Origin of the sequence: Streptomyces sp. NPDC001744 (genome assembly GCF_042892575.1) — a bacterium.
GTDB lineage: Bacteria > Actinomycetota > Actinomycetes > Streptomycetales > Streptomycetaceae > Streptomyces.
Genome location: NZ_JBIAUG010000022.1, coordinates 42,897 through 64,376, shown reverse-complemented (window position 1 = coordinate 64,376; position 21,480 = coordinate 42,897). Strand labels below are relative to the sequence as shown.

The 21,480-nt window shown below is 72.9% G+C and carries 20 protein-coding genes; 11 read left to right on the top strand and 9 right to left on the bottom strand.

What is annotated here, in order from left to right; translation table 11 throughout:
- Positions 1–19 precede the first annotated feature (19 nt).
- From ACFYZY_RS24220 to ACFYZY_RS24210, 3 genes are all read left to right on the top strand, one after another.
- Positions 20–1,432: a PLP-dependent aminotransferase family protein gene (locus ACFYZY_RS24220; RefSeq protein ID WP_388697719.1), complete on the top strand. Its 1,413-nt coding sequence runs from the start codon at positions 20–22 to the stop codon at positions 1,430–1,432.
- 172 nt (positions 1,433–1,604) lie between these two features.
- Positions 1,605–1,901 (top strand): hypothetical protein, encoded by a 297-nt coding sequence (locus ACFYZY_RS24215; RefSeq protein WP_388697716.1) that lies wholly within the window; start codon positions 1,605–1,607, stop codon positions 1,899–1,901.
- A 15-nt stretch (positions 1,902–1,916) separates the two neighbouring features.
- Complete coding sequence (locus ACFYZY_RS24210) at positions 1,917–3,101, top strand: glutathionylspermidine synthase family protein (RefSeq protein WP_388697715.1); 1,185 nt, start codon at positions 1,917–1,919, stop codon at positions 3,099–3,101.
- 49 nt (positions 3,102–3,150) lie between these two features.
- Here ACFYZY_RS24210 and rocD read toward each other — a convergent pair whose 3' ends face one another.
- On the bottom strand, positions 3,151–4,356 hold the full coding sequence (gene rocD / locus ACFYZY_RS24205) for an ornithine--oxo-acid transaminase (protein ID WP_388697712.1): 1,206 nt from the start codon (positions 4,354–4,356) through the stop codon (positions 3,151–3,153).
- 257 nt (positions 4,357–4,613) lie between these two features.
- On the opposite strand from rocD, the gene glyA reads away from it, so the two are divergent.
- From glyA to ACFYZY_RS24190, 3 genes are all read left to right on the top strand, one after another.
- Positions 4,614–5,933, top strand: a complete 1,320-nt coding sequence (glyA, locus tag ACFYZY_RS24200) for a serine hydroxymethyltransferase (RefSeq protein ID WP_388697709.1) — start codon at positions 4,614–4,616, stop codon at positions 5,931–5,933.
- Positions 5,934–6,113: 180 nt separating this feature from the next.
- The gene (trpS, locus tag ACFYZY_RS24195; protein ID WP_388697818.1) at positions 6,114–7,124 is read left to right on the top strand and encodes a tryptophan--tRNA ligase; all 1,011 of its coding nucleotides are present in this window, start codon (positions 6,114–6,116) and stop codon (positions 7,122–7,124) included.
- Positions 7,125–7,225: 101 nt separating this feature from the next.
- Positions 7,226–7,825, top strand: coding sequence for a 2'-5' RNA ligase family protein (locus ACFYZY_RS24190; protein ID WP_388697707.1), 600 nt, complete (start codon positions 7,226–7,228; stop codon positions 7,823–7,825).
- Positions 7,826–7,885: 60 nt separating this feature from the next.
- On the opposite strand, the gene ACFYZY_RS24185 is transcribed toward ACFYZY_RS24190, so the two are convergent.
- Positions 7,886–8,641: an SDR family NAD(P)-dependent oxidoreductase gene (locus ACFYZY_RS24185; RefSeq protein WP_388697704.1), complete on the bottom strand. Its 756-nt coding sequence runs from the start codon at positions 8,639–8,641 to the stop codon at positions 7,886–7,888.
- 309 nt (positions 8,642–8,950) lie between these two features.
- On the opposite strand from ACFYZY_RS24185, the gene ACFYZY_RS24180 reads away from it, so the two are divergent.
- The gene (locus tag ACFYZY_RS24180; protein ID WP_388697702.1) at positions 8,951–10,084 is read left to right on the top strand and encodes a YihY/virulence factor BrkB family protein; all 1,134 of its coding nucleotides are present in this window, start codon (positions 8,951–8,953) and stop codon (positions 10,082–10,084) included.
- A gap of 87 nt (positions 10,085–10,171) precedes the next feature.
- On the opposite strand, the gene ACFYZY_RS24175 is transcribed toward ACFYZY_RS24180, so the two are convergent.
- Positions 10,172–11,476, bottom strand: a complete 1,305-nt coding sequence (locus tag ACFYZY_RS24175; RefSeq protein WP_388697700.1) for a D-alanyl-D-alanine carboxypeptidase family protein — start codon at positions 11,474–11,476, stop codon at positions 10,172–10,174.
- Positions 11,477–11,585: 109 nt separating this feature from the next.
- Here ACFYZY_RS24175 and ACFYZY_RS24170 point away from each other — a divergent pair, with 109 nt between their 5' ends.
- The 3 genes from ACFYZY_RS24170 to ACFYZY_RS24160 all read left to right on the top strand — a co-directional run bounded on the left by ACFYZY_RS24170 (position 11,586) and on the right by ACFYZY_RS24160 (position 14,933).
- Positions 11,586–11,831, top strand: a complete 246-nt coding sequence (locus ACFYZY_RS24170; RefSeq protein ID WP_388697698.1) for an SCO4848 family membrane protein — start codon at positions 11,586–11,588, stop codon at positions 11,829–11,831.
- Between the two features lie 31 nt (positions 11,832–11,862).
- Positions 11,863–13,182, top strand: coding sequence for a metallophosphoesterase (locus tag ACFYZY_RS24165; protein ID WP_388697695.1), 1,320 nt, complete (start codon positions 11,863–11,865; stop codon positions 13,180–13,182).
- A gap of 197 nt (positions 13,183–13,379) precedes the next feature.
- A complete protein-coding gene (locus ACFYZY_RS24160) occupies positions 13,380–14,933 on the top strand; it encodes an ABC transporter substrate-binding protein (protein ID WP_388697693.1) in 1,554 nt (517 codons plus the stop codon).
- A gap of 105 nt (positions 14,934–15,038) precedes the next feature.
- Here the strand turns inward: ACFYZY_RS24160 and ACFYZY_RS24155 are convergent, their stop codons facing one another.
- Both ACFYZY_RS24155 and ACFYZY_RS24150 read right to left on the bottom strand, forming a co-directional pair.
- Positions 15,039–15,779 carry a TetR/AcrR family transcriptional regulator gene (locus ACFYZY_RS24155; protein WP_388697691.1) on the bottom strand — a complete coding sequence of 247 codons (741 nt, stop codon included), beginning with the start codon at positions 15,777–15,779 and terminating at the stop codon, positions 15,039–15,041.
- 59 nt (positions 15,780–15,838) lie between these two features.
- On the bottom strand, positions 15,839–17,056 hold the full coding sequence (locus ACFYZY_RS24150) for an MFS transporter (protein ID WP_388697688.1): 1,218 nt from the start codon (positions 17,054–17,056) through the stop codon (positions 15,839–15,841).
- A 102-nt stretch (positions 17,057–17,158) separates the two neighbouring features.
- On the opposite strand from ACFYZY_RS24150, the gene ACFYZY_RS24145 reads away from it, so the two are divergent.
- Entirely contained in the window at positions 17,159–17,743 is a 585-nt protein-coding gene (locus ACFYZY_RS24145) for a MarR family winged helix-turn-helix transcriptional regulator (protein ID WP_388697685.1), read from the top strand.
- Between the two features lie 48 nt (positions 17,744–17,791).
- Here the strand turns inward: ACFYZY_RS24145 and ACFYZY_RS24140 are convergent, their stop codons facing one another.
- The 4 genes from ACFYZY_RS24140 to ACFYZY_RS24125 form a co-directional block, all read right to left on the bottom strand.
- Entirely contained in the window at positions 17,792–18,364 is a 573-nt protein-coding gene (locus ACFYZY_RS24140) for a hypothetical protein (protein ID WP_388697683.1), read from the bottom strand.
- Between the two features lie 93 nt (positions 18,365–18,457).
- Positions 18,458–19,216: a succinate dehydrogenase iron-sulfur subunit gene (locus ACFYZY_RS24135; RefSeq protein WP_388697682.1), complete on the bottom strand. Its 759-nt coding sequence runs from the start codon at positions 19,214–19,216 to the stop codon at positions 18,458–18,460.
- Positions 19,216–20,970 (bottom strand): succinate dehydrogenase flavoprotein subunit, encoded by a 1,755-nt coding sequence (sdhA, locus tag ACFYZY_RS24130; protein WP_388697679.1) that lies wholly within the window; start codon positions 20,968–20,970, stop codon positions 19,216–19,218. The genes ACFYZY_RS24135 and sdhA overlap by 1 nt, the downstream gene beginning before the upstream one ends.
- A 25-nt stretch (positions 20,971–20,995) precedes the next feature.
- Entirely contained in the window at positions 20,996–21,472 is a 477-nt protein-coding gene (locus tag ACFYZY_RS24125) for a succinate dehydrogenase hydrophobic membrane anchor subunit (RefSeq protein ID WP_388697678.1), read from the bottom strand.
- Positions 21,473–21,480: the final 8 nt, after the last annotated feature.

The following is a 21,480-nucleotide window of genomic DNA, read 5'->3' as shown; positions in this document are numbered from 1 at the left end:
AGGGGTATGGTCCATTTCCATGGCGAACGACTGGTCCACTTTCGGGGCCGACCTCCATCTGGAGCTGCGGGGGCCGCGCCTGCGCGCGGGCCTCACGGACGCCCTGCGGGAGGCGGTGCGCGGCGGACGCCTGGAGGCGGGCACCCGGCTGCCGTCCTCCCGCTCGCTCGCCGCCGACCTCGGCATCGCCCGCAACACCGTCGCCGACGCGTACGCGGAGCTGGTCGCCGAGGGCTGGCTGACCGCCCGGCAGGGTTCCGGCACCCGGGTCGCCCACCGCACCGCCCCGCGCGCCCCGGCGCCCCGGTCCCGGACGCGCGCCCCCCGGCCCGCCGCCCCCGCCCACGACCTCAAGGCCGGCACCCCCGACCTCGCCTCCTTCCCCCGCGCCGACTGGCTCAAGGCGTACCGGCGCGCCCTCACCGCCGCCCCCCACGCCGCCTTCGGGTACGGGGACCCGCGCGGCCGGGACGAACTGCGCACCGCGCTCGCCGGATACCTCGCCCGCGCGCGGGGCGTGCACGCCCGGCCCGAACGGATCGTGGTCTGCGCGGGGTTCACGCACGGCCTGTCGCTGCTCGGGCAGGTGCTGCGGGCCCGGGGCGCGCGGGCCGCGGCCGTGGAGTCGTACGGACTCGGGCTCCACGCCGACGCCCTCGGCCGGGCGGGGCTCGGCACCCCCGTCCTGCCCTTCGACGAGGCCGGCACGAGCGTCCGGGAGCCGGCGGACCTCGACGGCTGCGGGGCGGTCCTCATGACGGCGGCCCACCAGTTCCCGCTCGGCGGCGCCCTGCCGCCGGACCGGCGCGCGGCCGTGGTCGACTGGGCGCGCGGAGCGGGCGGCTTCGTCCTGGAGGACGACTACGACGGGGAGTTCCGCTACGACCGGCAGCCGGTGGGCGCCCTCCAGGGCCTCGACCCCGAACGGGTCGTTTACCTTGGGACCGCCAGCAAGTCCCTCGCGCCCGCCCTCCGCCTCGCCTGGATGGTCCTGCCGGAGGGCCTGGTGGACGAGGTGGTGGAGGCGAAGCGGGCCGCCGACCAGGTGTCCGCGGCGCCGGACCAGCTGGCGTTCGCGGAGTTCCTGGGGTCGGGGGCGTACGACCGGCACGTGCGGGCGATGCGGCTGCGCTACCGGCGCCGCCGCGACCAGCTCGTGGCGGCGGTGGCCGCCCGCTCCCCGGAGACCCGGATCGGCGGGATCGCGGCCGGCCTGCACGCCGTCCTCGTCCTCCCGCCGGGCACCGAACGGGAGACCCTGCGCTCCGCCGCCTGGCACGGGCTCGCCGTCCGGGGCCTGGACGACTACCGCCGCCCCGGCGCGTCCCGGGCGGCGGACGGCCTCGTCGTCGGCTACGCCACCCCGTCGGACAGCGCGTGGCCGGGAGCCCTGGAGGCCCTTCTCCGCACGCTCCCCCTCCGCGCCGGGTAGCGGGCGGACCCGGGCCCGGGGCCTGGTCGGAACGGGCGGCCGGGCGGACGCGCGCCGTCCCGGGGGCGCGGAACGGCTCCGGTCGGCGGGGCCGGGAACCACCGGCCTACACTGTGCGGTCGCGAGCGGCGCGAGCGCGCCGGCCGCGAGCGCGAAGGGGAGGGCGTCGGACATGCGGAGGCTGAGGTCGAGCACGGTGGTGCTCGGGGGGATGGGTGTGCTGGCGGCGGCGATCACCTCGTGCGGCAGCGAACCGGACAAGCGGTGCGTGGACCCGGTGACCCGGGAGGAGCTGCCCAACTACCGGTGCGACGGCGGCGGGCGGGGCGACGACGATGACGACGGCGGCACCCGCGGCTCGTACTACTACGGCGGTTCCGTCCGCGACAGGAAGGTCGGCGGCGGCAGCTTCGACAAGACCGCCGTCGACACCGGCGGATTCGGCTGCTCCGGCTCCAGCGGCGGCTGAGGCGGACCCGGCACCGTGGAACGCCACACCATCGAACCCCGCCCCGACTGGCAGCGGACCGTCGAGGAGCAGGGGCTCGTCTACCCGCTGACCCGCCACCCCGACGGCTCGCTGCGCCCGTACTGGGACGAGAGCGCGTACTACTCCTTCTCGCTGCCCGAGGTCGAGGCGCTGGAGGAGACCGTCGAGGAGCTGCACGGGATGTGCCTCGCGGCGGCCGCGCACATCGTCGAGCGGGAACGTTTCGCCGACCTCGGCATCACCGATCCCGCGCTGGCGGCTCTGGTCGCCGAGTCCTGGCGGCGCCGCGCCGAACTGCCCACCATCTACGGCCGGTTCGACCTGCACTACGACGGCACGGGCCCGGCCAGGATGCTGGAGTACAACGCCGACACCCCCACCTCGCTCGTGGAGGCCGCCGGCCCGCAGTGGTTCTGGATGGAGGAGCGGTTCCCCGGCGCCGACCAGTGGAACTCCCTCCACGAACGGCTCGTGGACGCCTGGAGGCGACAGGCCCACCTCCTGCCGCCCGGCCCCGTCCACTTCGCCCACTCGGACGGCGACGAGCTGGGCGAGGACCTGATGACGGTCGCGTACCTGCGCGAGACCGCCCAGCAGGCCGGCCTGGAGACCGAGGCGCTCTCCGTCGAGCGGATCGGCTGGGACCGGCTCTCGCGCCGCTTCGTGGACGACCGGCTCCGCTTCCTCCGCAGCTGCTTCAAGCTCTACCCGTGGGAGTGGCTGACCACCGACCGCTTCGGCCCGCACGTCCTGGACACCCTCGACAACGGCGGCGGCACCGGCACCACCTGCTGGATCGAGCCCGCCTGGAAGATGCTGCTCTCCAACAAGGCGCTCCTCGCGATCCTGTGGGAGCTGTACCCGGGCCACCCCAACCTGCTGCCCTCCTACCTCGACGGCCCGCGCGAACTCGCCGCCACCACGGGCTGGGCCGCCAAACCGCTGCTCGGCCGCGAGGGCGCGGGCGTCACCCTCCACGAGGCCGGCACGGAACCCTTCGTGCGGGACGGGGAGGCGTGCTGCTACCAGGCCCTGGCCCCGCTCCCCGACTTCGACGGCAACCGGGTGGTGCTCGGCGCGTGGGTGGTCCGGGACGAGGCGGCGGGCCTCGGCATCCGCGAGTCGGCCGGGCCCGTCACCGACGAGTACGCCCGCTTCCTGCCGCACGTGATCCTGTGACGGGGCGGGCGGACCGGACCGGCCGCCCCGCCCGCCCCGGGAGCGCGGATCAGGCCGACAGCACCTCCCGCAGCTGTTCGAGACCCCAGTCCAGGTCCTCCTTCGAGACGACCAGCGGCGGGGCGATCCGGATCGTGGAGCCGTGGGTGTCCTTCACCAGGACCCCGCGCTCCAGCAGCCGCTCCGAGATCTCCCGGCCCGTCCCCCGCGCCGGGTCGACGTCCACCCCGGCCCACAGCCCGCGCCCGCGCACCGCCCGCACCGCGCCGCCGCCCACGAGCAGCCCCAGCTCGGCGTGGAGGTGCTCGCCGAGCACCGCCGCCCGCTCCTGGTACTCGCCCGTCCGCAGCATCGCGATCACCTCCAGGGCCACCGCGCAGGCCAGCGGGTTCCCGCCGAAGGTCGAACCGTGCTCGCCCGGCCGGAAGACCCCGAGCACGTCGCGGTCCGCGACCACCGCCGACACCGGCACCACCCCGCCCCCCAGCGCCTTCCCGAGCAGGTACACGTCCGGGACCACCCCCTCGTGCTCGCACGCGAACGTCCTCCCCGTGCGGCCGAGGCCCGACTGGATCTCGTCCGCCACGAACAGCACGTTCCGCCGGCGCGTCAGCTCCCGCACCCCCGGCAGGTAGCCGGCCGGGGGGACCAGGACCCCCGCCTCGCCCTGGATCGGTTCGAGGAGCACCGCCACCGTGTTCTCGGTGACCGCCGCCTCCATGGCCGTCAGGTCCCCGTACGGCACGATCTCGAACCCCGGCGTGTACGGCCCGTAGTGGTCCCGCGCCTCGTGGTCCGTGGAGAAGCTCACGATCGTCGTCGTCCGGCCGTGGAAGTTGTTCGCCGCCACCACGATCTTCGCGTGCCCGTCCGGCACGCCCTTCACCTCGTACCCCCACTTCCGGGCCGTCTTCACCGCCGTCTCCACCGCCTCCGCGCCGGTGTTCATCGGCAGCACCGCCTCCTTGCCGCACAGCTCCGCGAGCCGCGCGCAGAAGTCGGCGAACCGGTCGTGGTGGAAGGCGCGCGAGGTCAGCGTCACCCGCTCCAGCTGGGCCTTCGCCGCGCCGATCAGACGCCGGTTGCCGTGCCCGAAGTTGAGCGCCGAGTACCCGGCGAGCAGGTCGAGGTACCGGCGGCCCTCGACGTCGGTCATCCAGGCGCCGTCCGCCGAGGCGACGACGACCGGAAGGGGGTGGTAGTTGTGGGCGCTGTGCGCCTCCGCCGAAGCGATCGCGTCTGCTGTCCTCGACACGGGGTCTCCGTTCGTCCTGCGGCCCGGGGCGGGTGTGGCCCCTTTTTCTATCGTCGGTCGGATGCCGGACGCGGAAACCTCGGCCGCGGCGCGCCCGCTACTCTGTCGGCACGCGCGGCGACTGGCGCACGGGGAAGCGACCCCGGGGGAGCCGCGCGCGGCAGACCGCACGAGACGCCGCCCGCCCGGGCGTCCCGGGACCGACGTCCCGGCGGCGCCGCGCCCCGGGACCCCGCACACGCCCGGAGGACGCCACCGTGACCGTCACCACCAGCGAAACCGCCACCGCCGCCCGCCCCGCGCCCGCCGCAGCCGGAACCGCCGCCCACCCCGCGCTCGCCGCCGCCGACCCCGAACTCGCCGCCCTCGTCGGCGCCGAGGAGGAGCTCCAGGCCGAGACCCTGCGCCTCATCCCCAGCGAGAACTACGTCTCCGCCGCCGTCCTCGAAGCCTCAGGCACCGTCCTCCAGAACAAGTACAGCGAGGGCTACCCCGGCCGCCGCTACTACGAGGGCCAGCAGAACATCGACAGGATCGAGGCCCTGGCCGTCGAACGCGCCAAGGCCCTCTTCGGCGTCGAACACGCCAACGTCCAGCCCTACTCGGGCTCCCCCGCCAACCTCGCCGTGTACCTCGCCTTCGCCGAGCCCGGCGACACCGTCATGGGCATGGCCCTGCCCATGGGCGGCCACCTCACCCACGGCTGGGGCGTCTCCGCGACCGGCTCGTGGTTCCGGGGCGTCCAGTACGGCGTACGCCGCGACAACGGGCTCGTCGACCTCGACGAGGTCCGCGAGACCGCCCTCAGGGAGCGCCCGAAGGTGATCTTCTGCGGCGGCACCGCGCTGCCCCGCACCGTCGACTTCGCCGCCTTCGGCGAGATCGCCCGCGAGGCCGGCGCCGTGCTCGTCGCCGACATCGCCCACGTCGCGGGCCTGATCGCGGGCGGTGCCCACCCCTCCCCGGCCGGACACGCGGACGTGATCTCCACGACCACCCACAAGACCCTGCGCGGCCCGCGCGGCGCCATGCTCCTGTCCCGCGAGGAGCACGCGAGGGCCCTCGACCGGGCCGTCTTCCCCGGCCTCCAGGGCGGCCCCCACAACCAGACCACCGCCGCCGTCGCCGTCGCCCTGCGCGAGGCCGCCCTGCCCTCCTTCCGCACCTACGCCCACGCCGTCGTCGCCAACGCGAAGGCCCTCGCCGACGCCCTCCTCGCCCGCGGTTTCGACCTGGTCTCCGGCGGCACCGACACCCACCTGATCCTGATGGACCTCACCTCCAGGGGCGTCCCGGGCAAGACCGCCGCGAAGGCCCTCGACCGGGCGGGCGTCGTCGTCAACCACAACACCGTCCCCCACGACCCCCGGAAGCCCTTCGACCCCTCCGGCCTCCGCATCGGCACCCCCGCCCTCACCTCCCGCGGCCTCGGCACGGAGCACATGGACCGGGTCGCGGACTGGATCGACCGGGGCGTCGCGGCGGCCCGCCGGGGCGACGAGGAGGCCCTCGCCGCGATCCGCCGCGAGGTCGCCGACCTGATGGCCGCCTTCCCGGCCCCGGGCCTCCCGGTCTGACCCCCCGGCGGGACCGGGCGGGGGCGCCGCGCGCCGCGCCCCCCCCCGGCCCCGCCCCCGCTCCCGCCCCGCCCGGGACACCGGCAGTCCGGGGCACCCTCCGTACCTGAGAGAATGATGTGCATGGCCTTTGACAGCCCGCCCGTCGCCCACCACCACCCCCAGGGGAATGGCTCCGCCATGCAGCATCGTCCGCGCGTGCTCTCCGGAATCCAGCCCACCGCAGGCTCGTTCCACCTCGGCAACTACCTCGGCGCCGTGCGCCAGTGGGTCGCCCTGCAGGAGACGCACGACGCCTTCTACATGGTCGTCGACCTCCACGCGATCACGGTCCCGCAGGACCCCGCCGAGCTGCGCGCCAACACCCGGCTCGCCGCCGCCCAGCTCCTCGCCGCCGGCCTCGACCCGGAGCGCTGCACCCTCTTCGTCCAGAGCCACGTGCCCGAGCACGCCCAGCTCGGCTGGGTCATGAACTGCCTCACCGGCTTCGGCGAGGCGTCCCGCATGACCCAGTTCAAGGACAAGTCCGCCAAGCAGGGCGCCGACCGCGCCACCGTCGGCCTCTTCACGTACCCGGTGCTCCAGGTCGCGGACATCCTGCTCTACCAGGCGAACGAGGTCCCGGTCGGCGAGGACCAGCGCCAGCACATCGAGCTGACCCGCGACCTCGCGGAGCGGTTCAACGGGCGCTTCGGCGACACCTTCACGATCCCCTCGCCGTACATCCTGAAGGAGACGGCGAAGATCTACGACCTCCAGGACCCCTCGGTCAAGATGAGCAAGTCGGCCTCCACGCCGAAGGGCCTCATCAACCTCCTGGACGAGCCGAAGGCCACCGCGAAGAAGGTGAAGAGCGCCGTCACCGACACCGACACGGTGATCCGCTTCGACCCGGAGAACAAGGCCGGCGTCTCCAACCTCCTCACCATCATGTCCACCCTCACCGGGACGGCCGTCGCCGACCTGGAGAAGAGCTACGAGGGCAAGATGTACGGCGCGCTGAAGACGGACCTCGCCGAGGTGATGGTGGACTTCGTCACGCCGTTCCGGACCCGCACCCAGGAATACCTGGACGACCCGGAGACGCTGGACTCGGTCCTGGCCAAGGGCGCGGAGAAGGCCCGCGCGGTCGCCGCCGAGACGCTCGCGCAGACGTACGAGCGCATCGGCTTCCTGCCCGCCAAGCACTGAGTCCGGGGACGCTGGCCACGAAGGCGGTGCAGGCCGCACACTGGCGGCTGCACCACCGCACACGAGTCGCCCCGGGGCGACGGACGACGGAGGAGAACGACGTGGGGACCGTAACGCTCGGCGTTTCGATCGCGGTCCCGGAGCCCTACGGCAGCCTGCTCCAGGAGCGGCGCGCCGGCTTCGGGGACCGGGCGGCGCACGGCATCCCCACCCACGTCACCCTCGTCCCGCCGACCGAGGTCCCGGGGGAGCGGCTGCCGGAGATCGAGGCGCACCTCGCGCGCGTCGCCGCGGGCTACCAGCCCTTCCCGGTCCGCCTGAGGGGCACCGGGACCTTCCGGCCGCTCTCCCCGGTGGTCTACGTGAAGCTGGAGGAGGGCGTCGCCCCCTGCGACCGGCTCCAGCAGCGGATCAGGGACGAGTCGGGGCCGCTCGTGCGCGAGCTCCAGTTCCCGTACCACCCGCACGTCACCGTGGCGCACGGCATCTCCGAGGAGGGGATGGACCGGGCGTTCGAGGAGCTGGCCGGGTACGAGGCGGCCTGGACCTGCCGCTCCTTCGCGCTGTACGAGCAGGGCGCGGACGGGGTGTGGCGGAAGCTGTACGACTACGAGTTCGGCAGCGGCCACTCGATCCGCGCCGTCCCGGCGCAGGGCGGCAGCCCGGTGGACGCCCCGACGACGACACCGGCGGCCGGCTGAGCGTCCCCGCCCCCCCCGGGGGGGGCGCCCCCCACAGGGGCCCCGTGAGGGAAGCCCTCCTCACACCGGCAGCCGCCGGAACAGCGGTCTCGGGACGTGCCGGACCGCCGCCATCACCGGCCGCAGCACCCCCGGCACCCACACCGTCTCCGCGCGCCGCCGCAGCCCCCGCTCGATCGCCGTCGCGACCTCCTCCGGAGTGCTCGCGAACGGCTCCCCGGGACGCCCGCCCGCCCTCCCCGGCCGGACGGGACCGGGCCGCACCACCATCACGTGCACCCCGGTGCCGTGCAGCGCGTCCCCGAGGCCCTGGGCGAAGGCGTCGAGTCCCGCCTTCGAGGAGCCGTAGATGAAGTCGGCGCGCCGGGCCCGCTCGGCCGCCACCGAGGAGAGCACCACGAGCGAGCCGTGCCCCTGCGCCTGGAGCGCGCCCGCGCACACCAGGCCCGCCGAGACGGCGCCGGTGTAGTTGGTCCCGGCGACCCGGACGGCGGCGGCCGGGTCGGTCTCGTCGCGGGCCTGGTCGCCCGGGACGCCGAAGGCGAGGAGCACCATGTCGACGGGCCCCTCGGCGAAGACCCCGCCGAGCCGTTCCCCGTGCGACGCGGGGTCGAGCGCGTCGAAGGGGACCGTGCGCACCTCGGCGCCGAGCGCGCGCAGCGAGCCGGCGGCGGCCGTGAGCGCGGGGGAGGGGCGGCCGGCCAGCCGGACCGTACGGGTGCGCCGGGCGATCAGCCGGCGGGCGGTGGCGAGCCCGATCCCGGAGGTGCCGCCGAGGACGAGCAGGGACTGCGGCGCGCGGAAGACGTCCTGCACGGTGAACTCCTCCTGGGGTCCGGGACGGCGGGAAGGGCCCGGACGGAACGGCCCCGGCCGGTGACCGCCGCGCGGTCGCCGCCCCGGGCACGGGTCCCGACGGCCATGAAGGCGACCGTATATCCGCTGGTGCGGCTTATGTCGGTATTGCCGGGCGGTTCGGCGAAACGGGTGATGAACCGATCGAAGGACCATCGGAAGACAATCCCCGCCCCCTCGCCATGTCGGTCGCGCATACACGGACCGGAGCGGGGGATTCTCGTACTCCGGTCAACCCGCGGCGCACGGATCGAGGGGAACACGCACGACATGGACTGGCTGACCACGCTCCCCGTCATCGGCCCCTGGGTCGCCCGCCTCATGCGCACCCACGCCTGGCGCTCCTACGAGACCCTCGACAGGGCCCACTGGACCCGGCTCGCGGCCGCCCTCACCTTCCTCTCCTTCCTCGCCCTCTTCCCGCTCATCACCGTCGGCGCCGCGATCGGGGCCGCGCTCCTGAGCGACGGACAGCTCGACCGGATCGAGGAGAAGCTCGGCGAGCAGGTGCCCGGCATCTCCGACCAGCTCGACATCGGCGGGCTGGTCGCCAACGCGGGCACCGTCGGGGTCGTCGCCGGCGCCGTCCTCCTCTTCACCGGCATCAGCTGGATCGGCTCCATGCGGGAGTGCCTGCGCGCGGTGTGGGGCCTCGACGACGTCGAGGGCAACCCGATCGTGCTCAAGGGGAAGGACGCCGTCGTCCTCGTCGGGCTCGGCGGCGTCGCCCTCGGTTCGTTCGCCGCTTCCTGGCTCGGCTCCACCGCGATCGGCTGGAGCGCCGAGCGGCTCGGCATCTCCGAGGGCGGGGCGGGCGGCGTCCTCCTCCAGACCGCCGCCGTCCTCGTCGCCGCCGTCGCCGACTTCCTGATCCTGCTCTACGTCCTGACGCTGCTGCCCGGCGTGGAACCGCCCCGCAAGGCGCTCGTGGTGGCCGGGCTCATGGGGGCGGTCGGCTTCGAACTGCTCAAGCTGCTGCTCGGCGGGTACATGAGGGGGGTCGCGGCGAAGTCGATGTACGGGGCCTTCGGCGTCCCGGTCGCCCTGATGGTGTGGATCAACCTGACGGCGAAGCTGCTGCTGTTCTGCGCCGCCTGGACGGCCACGGGAACGCCCCGGAAGGACGGGGAGCCCGACCGGACCGACGACCCGGACCGAGCCGACCGACCCGACCGTTCCGGCCGACCCGGCCCTCCGGACCCGGACTCCCCGGACGGCGGGGGAGGCGTCCCGCTCGCGAAGTCCCCGGACGGGGAAGGGGACGCGCGCCCGCCGGGGCCTCCGGGACGGACGGGCGGCTCCCACCTGGCGCGGGCGCCGGGCCGGAGGCCCTCAGGCCCGGGGGGCGCCTTCCTCGCGACGCTCCTGGGCCGTTCGGGGCCCTCCGGCCCCCTGTGGTTCTGACCGGCCAGGGGACCTTCCGCCCCCCGCGGTCCCGGTCGGCCCGGGAGCCCTCCCGGCGTGGACCCGGCCGTTCCGGCGGTCCTCCGCCTACGAGGTCTTCCGGTCGTCCGGGGAGTCCCCGTCCGCCGGAACGCCCGCGTCCCCGGCGCGGCGGCGGAGCGCCCCCGACGCGGCCGACGGCCAGCGGCGGTTGACCAGGAAGACGCCGCTCGCCAGGAGGACGACGGCCCCGCCCGTCACGGCCAGCGCGATCCCGATCCCGCCGGATCCGCCGGCGATGGTCGCGTGGGCGGCCTCCGGCGCGGTGCCCTTGCCGGAGGCCGGATCCGACGCGGCGGAGGGACCGGTCGTCGCCGTGCGGACCGAGCGCGGCGGCACCAGCTCGCCCACCGGCTCCACCTTCCCAATCGCCGCGAAGCCCCAGTCGAACAGCCGGGCGGTCTCCCGGTAGACGGCGTGCTGCTCCTTCGAGGAGGGGTTCATCACGGTGACGAGCAGGACCTTGCCGTTCCGCTCCGCGACCCCGGTGAAGGTGGCGCCCGCGTGCGTGGTGTTGCCGTTCTTCACCCCCGCGACCCCCTGGTACGGGGGGACGCCGAAGTCGCCCGTGAGCAGCCGGTTGGTGTTCTGGATCTCGAAGGTCTCGCGCTTCTTCTCGCCCGGCTTCTGTATGCCGGGGAAGGCGGCGCGGGGCGTGGCGGCGTACTCGCGGAAGTCCGGCTTCGTCATGCCGTTGCGGGCGATGAGCGTGAGGTCGTACGCGGAGGAGACCTGGCCCGGGGCGTCGTAGCCGTCCGGGGTGACCACGTGGGTGTCGAGCGCCTGGAGCTCGACCGCGTGGTCGTTCATCTCCTTCACGGTCTGGGCGAGGCCCTTGTTCATGTTCGTCAGGACGTGCACGGCGTCGTTGCCGGAACGGAGGAAGACGCCGAGCCACAGGTCGTGGACGCTGTAGGTCTGCTTCTCCTTGACGCCGACCAGACTGGAACCCTCCCCGAGTCCCGTCAGGTCCTGGACGGTGACCAGGTGCTTCTCCTTCTTGTCGAACTTCGGGAGGAGGGTGTCGGCGAAGAGCATCTTGAGGGTGGACGCCGGGGCGAGCGGCCAGTGCGCGTTGTGTGCGGCCAGGACCTTCCCGCTCTCCGCGTCCGCGACGATCCAGGAGCGGGCCGACAGCTCCTTCGGCAGCACGGGGACGCCGGGTGCGAGCCGCACCTGCGTGCCCGGCATGCCGAGCAGGGCGCCGCCGACCCTGGACATGGAGGCGGGGGGCCTGGGCTGCTTGTCCTGGGAGTCCTTGCCGTCGGCGTGGGCCGCGGGCGCGGCGAGGACGAGCGGGAGGAACACGGCGGCGGCGGCGACCGCCCGGGCGGTCATCTTGGAAGCGGACACACTCGTGAAATTACAGGCACGGAACAGATATCCGAACCCGGGTGGTCCGTTCGATCCGCTCCGTCCACCCGGACGCGGGGCGCGCGGGGCCGGTGGTGATACTGGGGGTATGAAGCTCAGCCGTCGCGTCTCCTGGTTCCTGCTCGCGTTCGGGGTGTGGAGCTGGCTCATCTGGGTCACTTTCGTCAAGAACCTGTGGAAGGACGGGAGCGGTCTCGCCTTCGACGACGCGGGCGACCCGACGGCCTACTTCTGGGTGCATCTGATGCTCGCCGTCACGTCCTTTGTTCTGGGGACGGTCATCGGCGTCCTCGGGTTGCGCGGGGTGCGCGCCGCGCGCCGCGCGGACGTCTAGAAGAGACGTCGGGAAGAAGGGGTACCGGGACGTGATCGTCCTCCTGCTGGTCGTGGTCCTCGCGCTGCTCGGCGCCGTCCACGGATACGTGTGGCGGCGCCTGGTGCGCGACGTGACGTCCCCCGGCGGCCTGCCGCGCCGCCTGGGCACCGCCGCCGCCGTGGTCCTGCCGCTGCTCTCGCTCGCGGCCCTGGTCTCCTCCCGGGCGGGCGTGCCCTTCCGGCTCCAGCAGGTGTTCGCCTGGCCCGGCTTCCTGTGGCTCGCCGTGCTGCTGTACCTGGTCCTGGCCCTGGTGGCGGGCGAGGCCGTCCGCCCCGTCCTGCGCGCCTGGCTCGCCCGCCGCGCGAGCGCGACGGCCCCGGCCGCCCCCGTCCCCGTGCCGGCGCCGGTCGCCGCGGAACCGGCGGGAGTCCCCGCCGGGCCCGCCGCCGGAGCCCCCGCCGGGCCCGCGGCCCCCGCCGACGCCCCTCCGGAGCCCTCCGCCGGGCCTCCCGCCACCGCCCCGGCCACCGCGTCCGCCGACGTCTCCCGCCGTCTCTTCGTCTCGCGCGCCGTCGGCGGCGCGGCCGCCGCCGTCGCCCTCGGGACCGTGGGGTACGGCACGTACGGCGTCCTGCGCGGCCCCCGGGTCAAGCGGGTCACCGTGCCGCTCGCCAAGGTGCCGCGCGCCGCGCACGGCTACCGGATCGCCGTCGTCTCCGACGTCCACCTGGGGCCGATCCTGGGCCGCGCCCACACCCGGCGCATCGTGGACGCGGTCAACGCCACGCAGCCCGATCTGATCGCGGTCGTCGGCGACCTCGTGGACGGCACCGTGGCGGACCTCGGCTCCGCCGCCGAACCGCTCGCCCGGCTCCGCGCCCGCCACGGCTCCTTCTTCGTCACCGGCAACCACGAGTACTTCTCGGGCGCCGACGCCTGGGTCGACCACGTACGGGAACTCGGTCTGCGTCCGCTGCGCAACGAGCGCGTGGAGATCGCGGCCGGCTTCGACCTCGCGGGCGTGGACGACGTGGCGGGCGAGAAGGAGGGCGGGGGTCCCGACTTCGGGCGCGCCCTGGGCGACCGCGACCGGAACCGCGCCGCCGTCCTCCTCGCGCACCAGCCGATCGTGATCCACGACGCCGTGCGCCACGGCGTGGACCTCCAGCTCTCCGGCCACACCCACGGCGGCCAGCTCTGGCCCGGCGGCATGATCGCCGAACTCGCCAACCCGACCGTCGCGGGGCTCGAACGGTACGGCGACACCCAGCTGTACGTGTCGCGGGGCGCGGGCGCCTGGGGACCCCCCGTCCGGGTCGGCGCGCCCTCCGACATCACCCTCGTCGAAATCGCCTCGAAACAGGCATGATCCGGCATTGTCACTCACCGCACCGAGAGCGATACGTGCTGCTCATCGACTTAAAGTCTCATATCCCGGACATATACCTGTGATATGAAATTTTTCTCTTCCGCTTGCGAAAACGGTGTGATGGGATGACGCCATCGCGACGGTTTTCGGGGGATGTCGTCGCAACTGGGGTGGTACCAAAAAAAGGAAGCACGGCAATGCGGTCGACGGTCCGTCTGCGGATCCTCATCACTTGTGGAGTACTGGTGGCGGCCGGAGTGGGGGGCTGGCAACTCCTGCCCTCCAACGGCGTCAAGGCGGATCCGATCACCGTCGGCACCACCGACGAGGTCACTTCACTCGACCCGGCCGGCGCGTACGACGCCGGTTCCTGGGCCATGTACAGCAACATCTACCAGTCGTTGCTGACGTTCAAGCCGGGCTTCACCACGCCGGTTCCGGACGCCGCCGAGAGCTGCAGGTTCGTGGGCACCGCGCTCACCACGTACGAGTGCACGCTCCGCGACGACCTGACGTTCTCCAGCGGGCGCAAGATCACCGCCGAGGACGTCAAGTACTCCTTCGACCGGATGATGCGGATCAAGACGGACGTCGGTCCGCAGCCGCTGTTCCCGATGCTGAAGAGCGTCGACGCCGCGGGCCGCGTCGTCACCTTCCACCTGAGCGGCAAGGACGTCACCTTCCCGCTGAAGCTGGCCACCGGCGCCGGCTCGATCGTGGACCGCGAGCAGTACCCGGACAAGAAGCTGCGCGAGGGCGGCACGGCCGAGGGATCGGGGCCGTACGTCCTCAAGGAGTACAAGCCGGGCGAGTCCGCCCTCCTGGAGCCCAACCCGAGGTACAAGGGCGCCGTCACCAAGACCGGCCGGCCGGTCCTCGTGAAGTACTACGCCAAGTCCGAGGACCTCGCCAACGCCTGGAAGGCGAAGCAGGTCGCGGTGACGCACCGCGAGCTGCCGCCGGCCTTCCTCTCCACCCTGGAGAGCACGGACAGCGTCCGGGTCACCGAGGCGGAGAGCGCCGAGATCCGCAACATCAACTTCAACGTCCGGCCCGGCTCGCCCATGGCGGACAAGGCCGTGCGGCAGGCCGTCGCGGCGGTCATCGACCGCCCGGCGATCACCACCGGGGCCTACAAGGGCACGGTCGAGCCGCTGTACTCCCTCATCCCGCAGGGCTTCGTCGGCCACAGCACCGCGTTCTACGACCTCTACCCGGAGCCGAGCGCGAAGAAGGCGAAGCAGATCCTGAAGGACGCCGGGGTCAAGACGCCGGTGAAGTTCACCTTCGGCTTCCGCAAGGGCGACACCTACGCCACCGAGACCACCGAGATCAAGCGGCAGCTGGAGGAGACCGGCCTCTTCCAGATCGAGACCGTCGAGGTCAAGTGGGAGGACTTCCAGAAGCAGTACGCGAAGGGCACCTTCGACGTCTACACCGTCGGCTGGCTCCCCGACTTCCCCGACTCCGACAGCTTCACCGCGCCGCTCGTCGGCACCGACAACACCCTGCACAACGGGTACTCGAACAAGAAGATCGACACGCTGATCACCTCCACGCAGCAGTTCAGCGACCGCTCCCGGGCCACCACCGACTTCAGGACGATCCAGAGCGAGGTCGCGGCCGAGGTCCCGCTCGTGCCGCTGTGGCAGAAGAAGGACTACGTCCTCGCCACGGACGCGGTCGCCGGCTCCCAGTACCTGACGGACGGCACCGGCATCTGGCGCCTGTGGGAACTCAGCTGGATCTGAGGCCCGGCGCGGAGGGCTTCGGCGCGGGGGCGGGACCCGGAGGAATCCGGGTCCCGCCCCCGTCCGCGTTCCCGTCCCCTTCCGCCCTCCCGTCCCCGCCCCCGTTCACGGCCGCTTCGCGGTGGCCCGGCCGGGCCTGCCCGAGGCCGCCATGCCCGCCGCCGTCGGCATGAAGTCGGCCAGCAGCTCGTGCGTCTCCTTGACCAGCGGGCGCAGGACGCGGAAGCGGGAGAGCGAGATCGCGCGGGCGGTGACCGGTGCCAGCCGCTCCACGAGCCGCCGGCTGTTGGCGGCCCCCTCCGAGCGGTCGTACACCCAGAACAGCACCAGGCCCATCTGCTGGAGCCACAGCAACCGGGGCAGGGCCTCGGACAGTTCGGGGTCGACCTTCACCGAGGCGCCGGAGATGACGCGCCGGTGCACCTCGATCACCGCCTCGCGCGGGCCCTCCGACTCGGGCGAGAACGGGCTGAGCGGACTGTCCGGGTCGGCGGCGTTCTTGAAGAACTGGGCCGCGAACTCGTGGTACGGCTCCGCGATGTCGAGCCAGCTGAGGAGGACGCCCCGGATGCGGGCCGCGAGGTCCTTCTCGTCGCCCGCCAGGACGGTTTCGACGGCGGCCCGGTGCTCCTCGGCGATCCGGTCGTAGAAGCCCTGGACCAGGTGCTCCTTGGACGAGAAGTAGTAGTAGGCGTTGCCGACGGAGACCCCGGCCTCCTGGGCGACGGCCCGCATCGTCGTCTTGTCGTAGCCGCGCTCCCTGAACAGCCGGAGCGCGGTTTCGAGGATGAGCGTGCGGGTCTGCTCGCTCTTGGGGGCCTTCTTCTCTTCTTTCGCGTCCTTCACGGCGCCGAGCCTAACCGGGCGGACCGGGACGTCGGCGCCGTCCGGCCCCGCCGTCCCTGTCACCGGGTGAACCTCCGCACCCCCGGCACCAGCGCCGTCCCCAGGCAGCAGCCGCCCACCGCCACCGCGGCGGCGGTCAGCGGCACCCCGGGGCCCCAGGCGGAGGCGGCGAGCGGGGCCAGGGCGTAGCCGAGGGGCATCGCGCCCAGCGAGAGCAGCCAGTCGTACGAGGTGACGCGGGCCAGCGCGTGGGCGGGCACCGCGCGCTGGACGGCGGTCTCCCAGACGGGGGAGAGGAAGCCGAGCCCCGCCTGCGCGAACCCGTACGCCGCGATCGTCACCGGCGCGGGCGCGTCGGCGGCCAGCAGGGCCAGCGGCAGCGCGTACGTGGCGAGCCCGAGGTTGGCCGCCAGGACCGGGCGCCGGGGTCGGGCCCGGTCCGCGAGCAGCGCGCCGAGGAGGAAGCCGACGGCACCGGTCTGGAGGAGGGCGACCCAGGCGGCCGCCCCGCCGAGGCGCTGCACGGCCAGGGCGGGTCCGAGGGTCATCAGGACGGCGGCGGCGCCGTTCCAGGCGCTGTGGCCGATCAGGCTGGTCCAGTACCAGTCCCGGGAGCGGACCTCGCGCCACCCCTCCACGAGGTCGGCGCGCAGCGAGCGGCGGGGGAGCGGCACCCGCTTCGTCCGTACGGCGGTCAGGAGCAGGGCGGCGGCGCCGAAGGTGGCCGCGTCCAGGACGAACACCCAGCCCGCGCCCGCGGTCAGCACCAGCGTGCCCGCGAGCGCCGGACCCGCGAGGCGGGTGGCGCTCTGGGCGACGCCCATGGCCGCGTTGGCCCGGTGCAGCGCCTCCGCCGGCACGGTGCCCTTCACCAGGGGCGCCCCGGTCGGCACGGCGAAGGCGCCGGCGGCCCCGCCGAGGGCCTCCGCGACCGCCAGCACGGCCAGGCTCGGGGCGCCGCCGAGGAGCTGGACGCCGACGAGGAGCTGGGTGGCGCAGCGCACGAGGTCGGTGGTGAGCGCGACCGTCCGCGCGTCGAAGCGGTCGCCGACGACTCCGCCCACCGGCAGCAGGAGCAGTTTGGGGACCATGGCGCAGCCGAGCACCAGGGCGAGTGCCGAGGTGGAGCCGGTGGCCTCCAGGACGGCGAGGGCGAGGGCGGCGGGTATGGCGGCGTCGCCCAGGAGCGAGAGGGCCCGGCCGGTGAACAGGAGCCGGAAGGAGCGGGTGCGCAGGGGGTGGGGGACGGGGGCCGGGACGGCGGGCGCGGCGGACATGGCCCGAAGGGTATTTCCGTACCGAATGATTCGTCAACGAAATATTTGACGCCGAAGTACCTTGGGGGAGTGGCGCGCACCGCCCCGACGTACGATCTGACCATGGACCCGACCGAAGAGGCCGGCCCCGCGGACGCGGCCCCCGCCCCCTCCGGGCGGAGCGACTGGACCGACGCGCACGTGGCCCGCTGGCAGCCCGTCCTGCCTGGCCTCGACCCCGTGGTCGAGGGCGCCGTCACCCGGATGAAGAAGCTCTCCGTCCACCTGCGCCGGGTCAGGGAGCAGTCGCTCGTCGACTTCGACCTGGAGCGCCACGAGTTCGACACGCTCCACAAGCTGGCCGGCCGCGGCGGCAGCGCCGCCCCCTCCGAACTGGCGCAGGACCTCGACCTGGCCCCCGCCTCCGTCTCCGGGCGCCTCGACGCCCTGGAGCGGCGCGGCTTCGTCCGCCGCGTCCGGTCGACCGCCGACCGGCGCCGGGTCGTCGTCGAGCTCACCGGCCCCGGCCGCGAGACCTGGCTCGGCGCCATGGACGTCCTCGGCCACGAGGAGGAGCGGCTCCTCGGCGTCCTCGGCCCCGCCGAACGCGTCCTGCTCAACGACATGCTGCGGCGGATCATGGTCGCCGCGGAGGCGGGGGAGAACCCGGAGCCCCCGCCGGAGAACCCGGCGCCCCGGCACGGCTGACCCGCGCCGCCCGGGGTCGGGCCCAGGGCCGTCACCGGCCCCGGGGCGTCACACGCTCAGCGTGCGCGCGTAGTTGATCTGGCCCATCACCTGGTGGAAGGTGTCCGGGGTCGTCGCCGGGACCATCGTCACGTGGTGGCGTCCCCCGCTGGTCACCATGATCTGGACGAAGCCCGTCGTCTGCTTCTCCTTCATCAGGAGGAACAGCAGACCCACCAGGCAGAACAGCGCGAAGACGATCGCGAGCACGACAGCGACCGTCGGGATCTTCTCCTCGACCCGCGACATGTCCGTCGCGTTCCACACCGCGCCCTTCAGGGGCATCGTGCCGGCCGGCGTGATGATGTGGTCCCCCACGACGGTGATGTCACCGAGCGCGAGCAGCGGCACGGCCCCGGCCGCACCCGGCGGGAACGGCGCGAAGTGCGGCGGCACGGGCACGCCCCCGGCCAGGGTCGGCTGGTAGGACGGCCCGGTCTGCGGGTAGGACGGCCCGGTCTGCGGGTAGCCGTACCCCGGAACCGCGCCCTGCGGGTAGCCGTACCCCGGAGCCCCGGGCGCGCCCCCCTGCCCCGGCCCCCACGTGTACTCACCGTCCGCATAAGGGTTCGGCTCGCTCATCAGTCCCCGCTCTCCACGACGTCACCTGCGAAAGGAAAAGCCCGCTCCCGCACGCCGCAGCGTACAGAAGCGGGCATCCCACCGCGTCCGGGCTCAGAAACGACGCGTGATCAGCGCGCGCTTCACTTCCTGGATCGCCTTCGTGACCTCGATGCCGCGCGGGCAGGCGTCCGTGCAGTTGAACGTCGTGCGGCAGCGCCACACGCCGTCCTTGTCGTTCAGGATCTCCAGGCGCTGCTCGCCCGCCTCGTCGCGCGAGTCGAAGATGAAGCGGTGCGCGTTGACGATCGCGGCCGGACCGAAGTACTGGCCGTCGTTCCAGAAGACCGGGCAGGACGACGTGCACGCGGCGCACAGGATGCACTTGGTGGTGTCGTCGAAGCGCTCGCGGTCCTCGGCGGACTGCAGGCGCTCACGGGTCGGCTCGTTCCCCTTGGTGACCAGGAACGGCATGACGTCCCGGTACGCCTGGAAGAACGGCTCCATGTCCACGACCAGGTCCTTCAGGACCGTCAGGCCCTTGATGGCCTCGACCGTGATCGGCTTCTCGGGGTTGATGTCCTTGATCAGCGTCTTGCAGGCGAGCCTGTTCTTGCCGTTGATCCGCATCGCGTCCGAGCCGCAGATGCCGTGGGCGCACGAGCGGCGGAAGGTCAGGGTGCCGTCGATGTCCCACTTGATCTTGTGGAGGGCGTCGAGCACGCGCTCCTTGGGATCGATCTCGATCCGGAAGTCCTCCCAGACCGCCGCGTCCGAGATCTCGGGGTTGAAGCGGCGGATCCGCATCGTGACCGTGATGTACGGCGAGGCGGCGGAGTCCTTCTCCACCTTGTCCAGTACGGGGGTAGCCATCAGTACTTACGCTCCATCGGCTGGTAGCGGGTCTGGACGACCGGCTTGTAGTCGAGACGCACGGTCTCGGTGCCGTCCTCGCCGACCTCGCGGTACGCCATCGTGTGGCGCATGAAGTTGACGTCGTCGCGGTTGGGGTAGTCCTCGCGGTAGTGACCGCCGCGGGACTCCTTGCGCGCCAGGGCCGAGACGGCCATGACCTCGGCCAGGTCGAGCAGGTTGCCCAGCTCGATGGCCTCCAGGAGGTCGGTGTTGAAGCGCTTGCCCTTGTCCTGGACGGACACGTTCCGGTAGCGCTCGCGCAGCTCGGCGATCTTCTCGACGGCCGTCTTGATGGTCTGCTCCGTGCGGAACACCATCACGTTGGCGTCCATCGTCTCCTGGAGCTCGCGGCGCAGGTCGGCGACCCGCTCGTCGCCCGTGGAGTTGCGCAGCTTCTCGATCTGCCCGACGACGAACGCCTCGGGGTTCTCGGGGAGTTCGACGAAGTCGGCCGTGGCGGAGTACTCGGCCGCGGCGATGCCGGACCGCTTGCCGAAGACGTTGATGTCGAGCAGCGAGTTGGTGCCGAGGCGGTTGGCGCCGTGCACCGACACGCAGGCGACCTCGCCGGCCGCGTACAGGCCCGGGACGACGGTGGTGTTGTCCGACAGGACCTCGCCCTGGACGTTGGTCGGGATGCCGCCCATGGCGTAGTGCGCGGTGGGCTGGATCGGGATCGGGTCCGTGTACGGCTCGATGCCGAGGTACGTACGGGCGAACTCGGTGATGTCCGGCAGCTTGGCGTCGAGCTGCTCCGGCGGGAGGTGCGTCAGGTCCAGGTAGACGTGGTCGCCCTCGGGACCGCAGCCGCGGCCCTCGCGGATCTCCGTGTAGATGGAGCGGGAGACGACGTCACGGGACGCGAGGTCCTTCATGACCGGCGCGTACTTCTCCATGAAGCGCTCGCCGTCCTTGTTGCGCAGGATGCCGCCCTCGCCGCGGGCGCCCTCCGTGAGCAGGATGCCCATGCGCCAGATGCCCGTCGGGTGGAACTGGAAGAACTCCATGTCCTCCAGCGGGATGCCGCGGCGGTAGCAGGCGGCCTGGCCGTCACCGGTCAGGGTGTGCGCGTTGGAGGTCACCTTGAAGAACTTGCCGGTGCCGCCGGACGCGTAGATCACGGCCTTGGCCTGGAAGACGTGGATCTCGCCGGTGGCCAGCTCGTAGGCGACGACGCCCGCGGAGTGCTTGACCCCGTCGACCTCGGTGATCAGCTGGTCCAGGACGTAGAACTCGTTGAAGAACTCCACGCCCTCCTTGACGCAGTTCTGGTACAGCGTCTGGAGGATCATGTGGCCGGTGCGGTCCGCGGCGTAGCAGGACCGGCGGACCGGGGCCTCGCCGTGGTTGCGGGAGTGGCCGCCGAAGCGGCGCTGGTCGATGGTGCCGTCCGGGGTCCGGTTGAACGGCAGGCCCATCTTCTCCAGGTCGAGGACGGCGTCGATGGCCTCCTTCGCCAGGATCTCGGCGGCGTCCTGGTCGACCAGGTAGTCACCGCCCTTGACCGTGTCGAAGGTGTGCCACTCCCAGTTGTCCTCCTCCACGTTGGCCAGCGCGGCGGCCATGCCGCCCTGCGCGGCGCCCGTGTGGGAGCGGGTGGGGTAGAGCTTCGTGAGCACGGCGGTGCGGCTGCGCTTCGTCGCCTCGATGGCGGCGCGCATGCCGGCGCCGCCGGCGCCGACGATGACGGTGTCGTACTTGTGGATCTTCATGACGTGGTTTACCTCAGCCCCGTGCCTAGCGGATGTTCGGGTCGAAGGTGAAGATCACCAGCGTGCCCAGAAGGATGGTGAACACCGTGGCGGTGTACAGCAGGCCCTTGAGCCACAGGCGCGTGCCGGCCCGCTCCGCGTAGTCGTTGATGACCGTGCGGAGGCCGTTGGCGCCGTGCAGCATGGCGAGCCAGAGCATCAGCAGGTCCCAGACCTGCCAGAACGGGGACGCCCAGCGGCCGGCCACGAAGGCGAAGCCGATCTTGGAGACGCCGCCGTCCAGGAAGAGCTGGATCAGCAGGTGGCCGAGGACCAGGACGACGAGGACCACGCCGGAGAGGCGCATGAAGAGCCACGCGGCCATCTCGAAGTTGCCGCGGGTCGCGCGCGGGGTCCTGCCCGTGCGCTTGCGGGGGGCCTCGATGTACGGCGCGGGGTTGTCCACGTCGTAGGGGGCGCCGTCCTCGACGGGGCCGATCGCGGAAGTGGTGTCAGTCGACATGTCTGGCG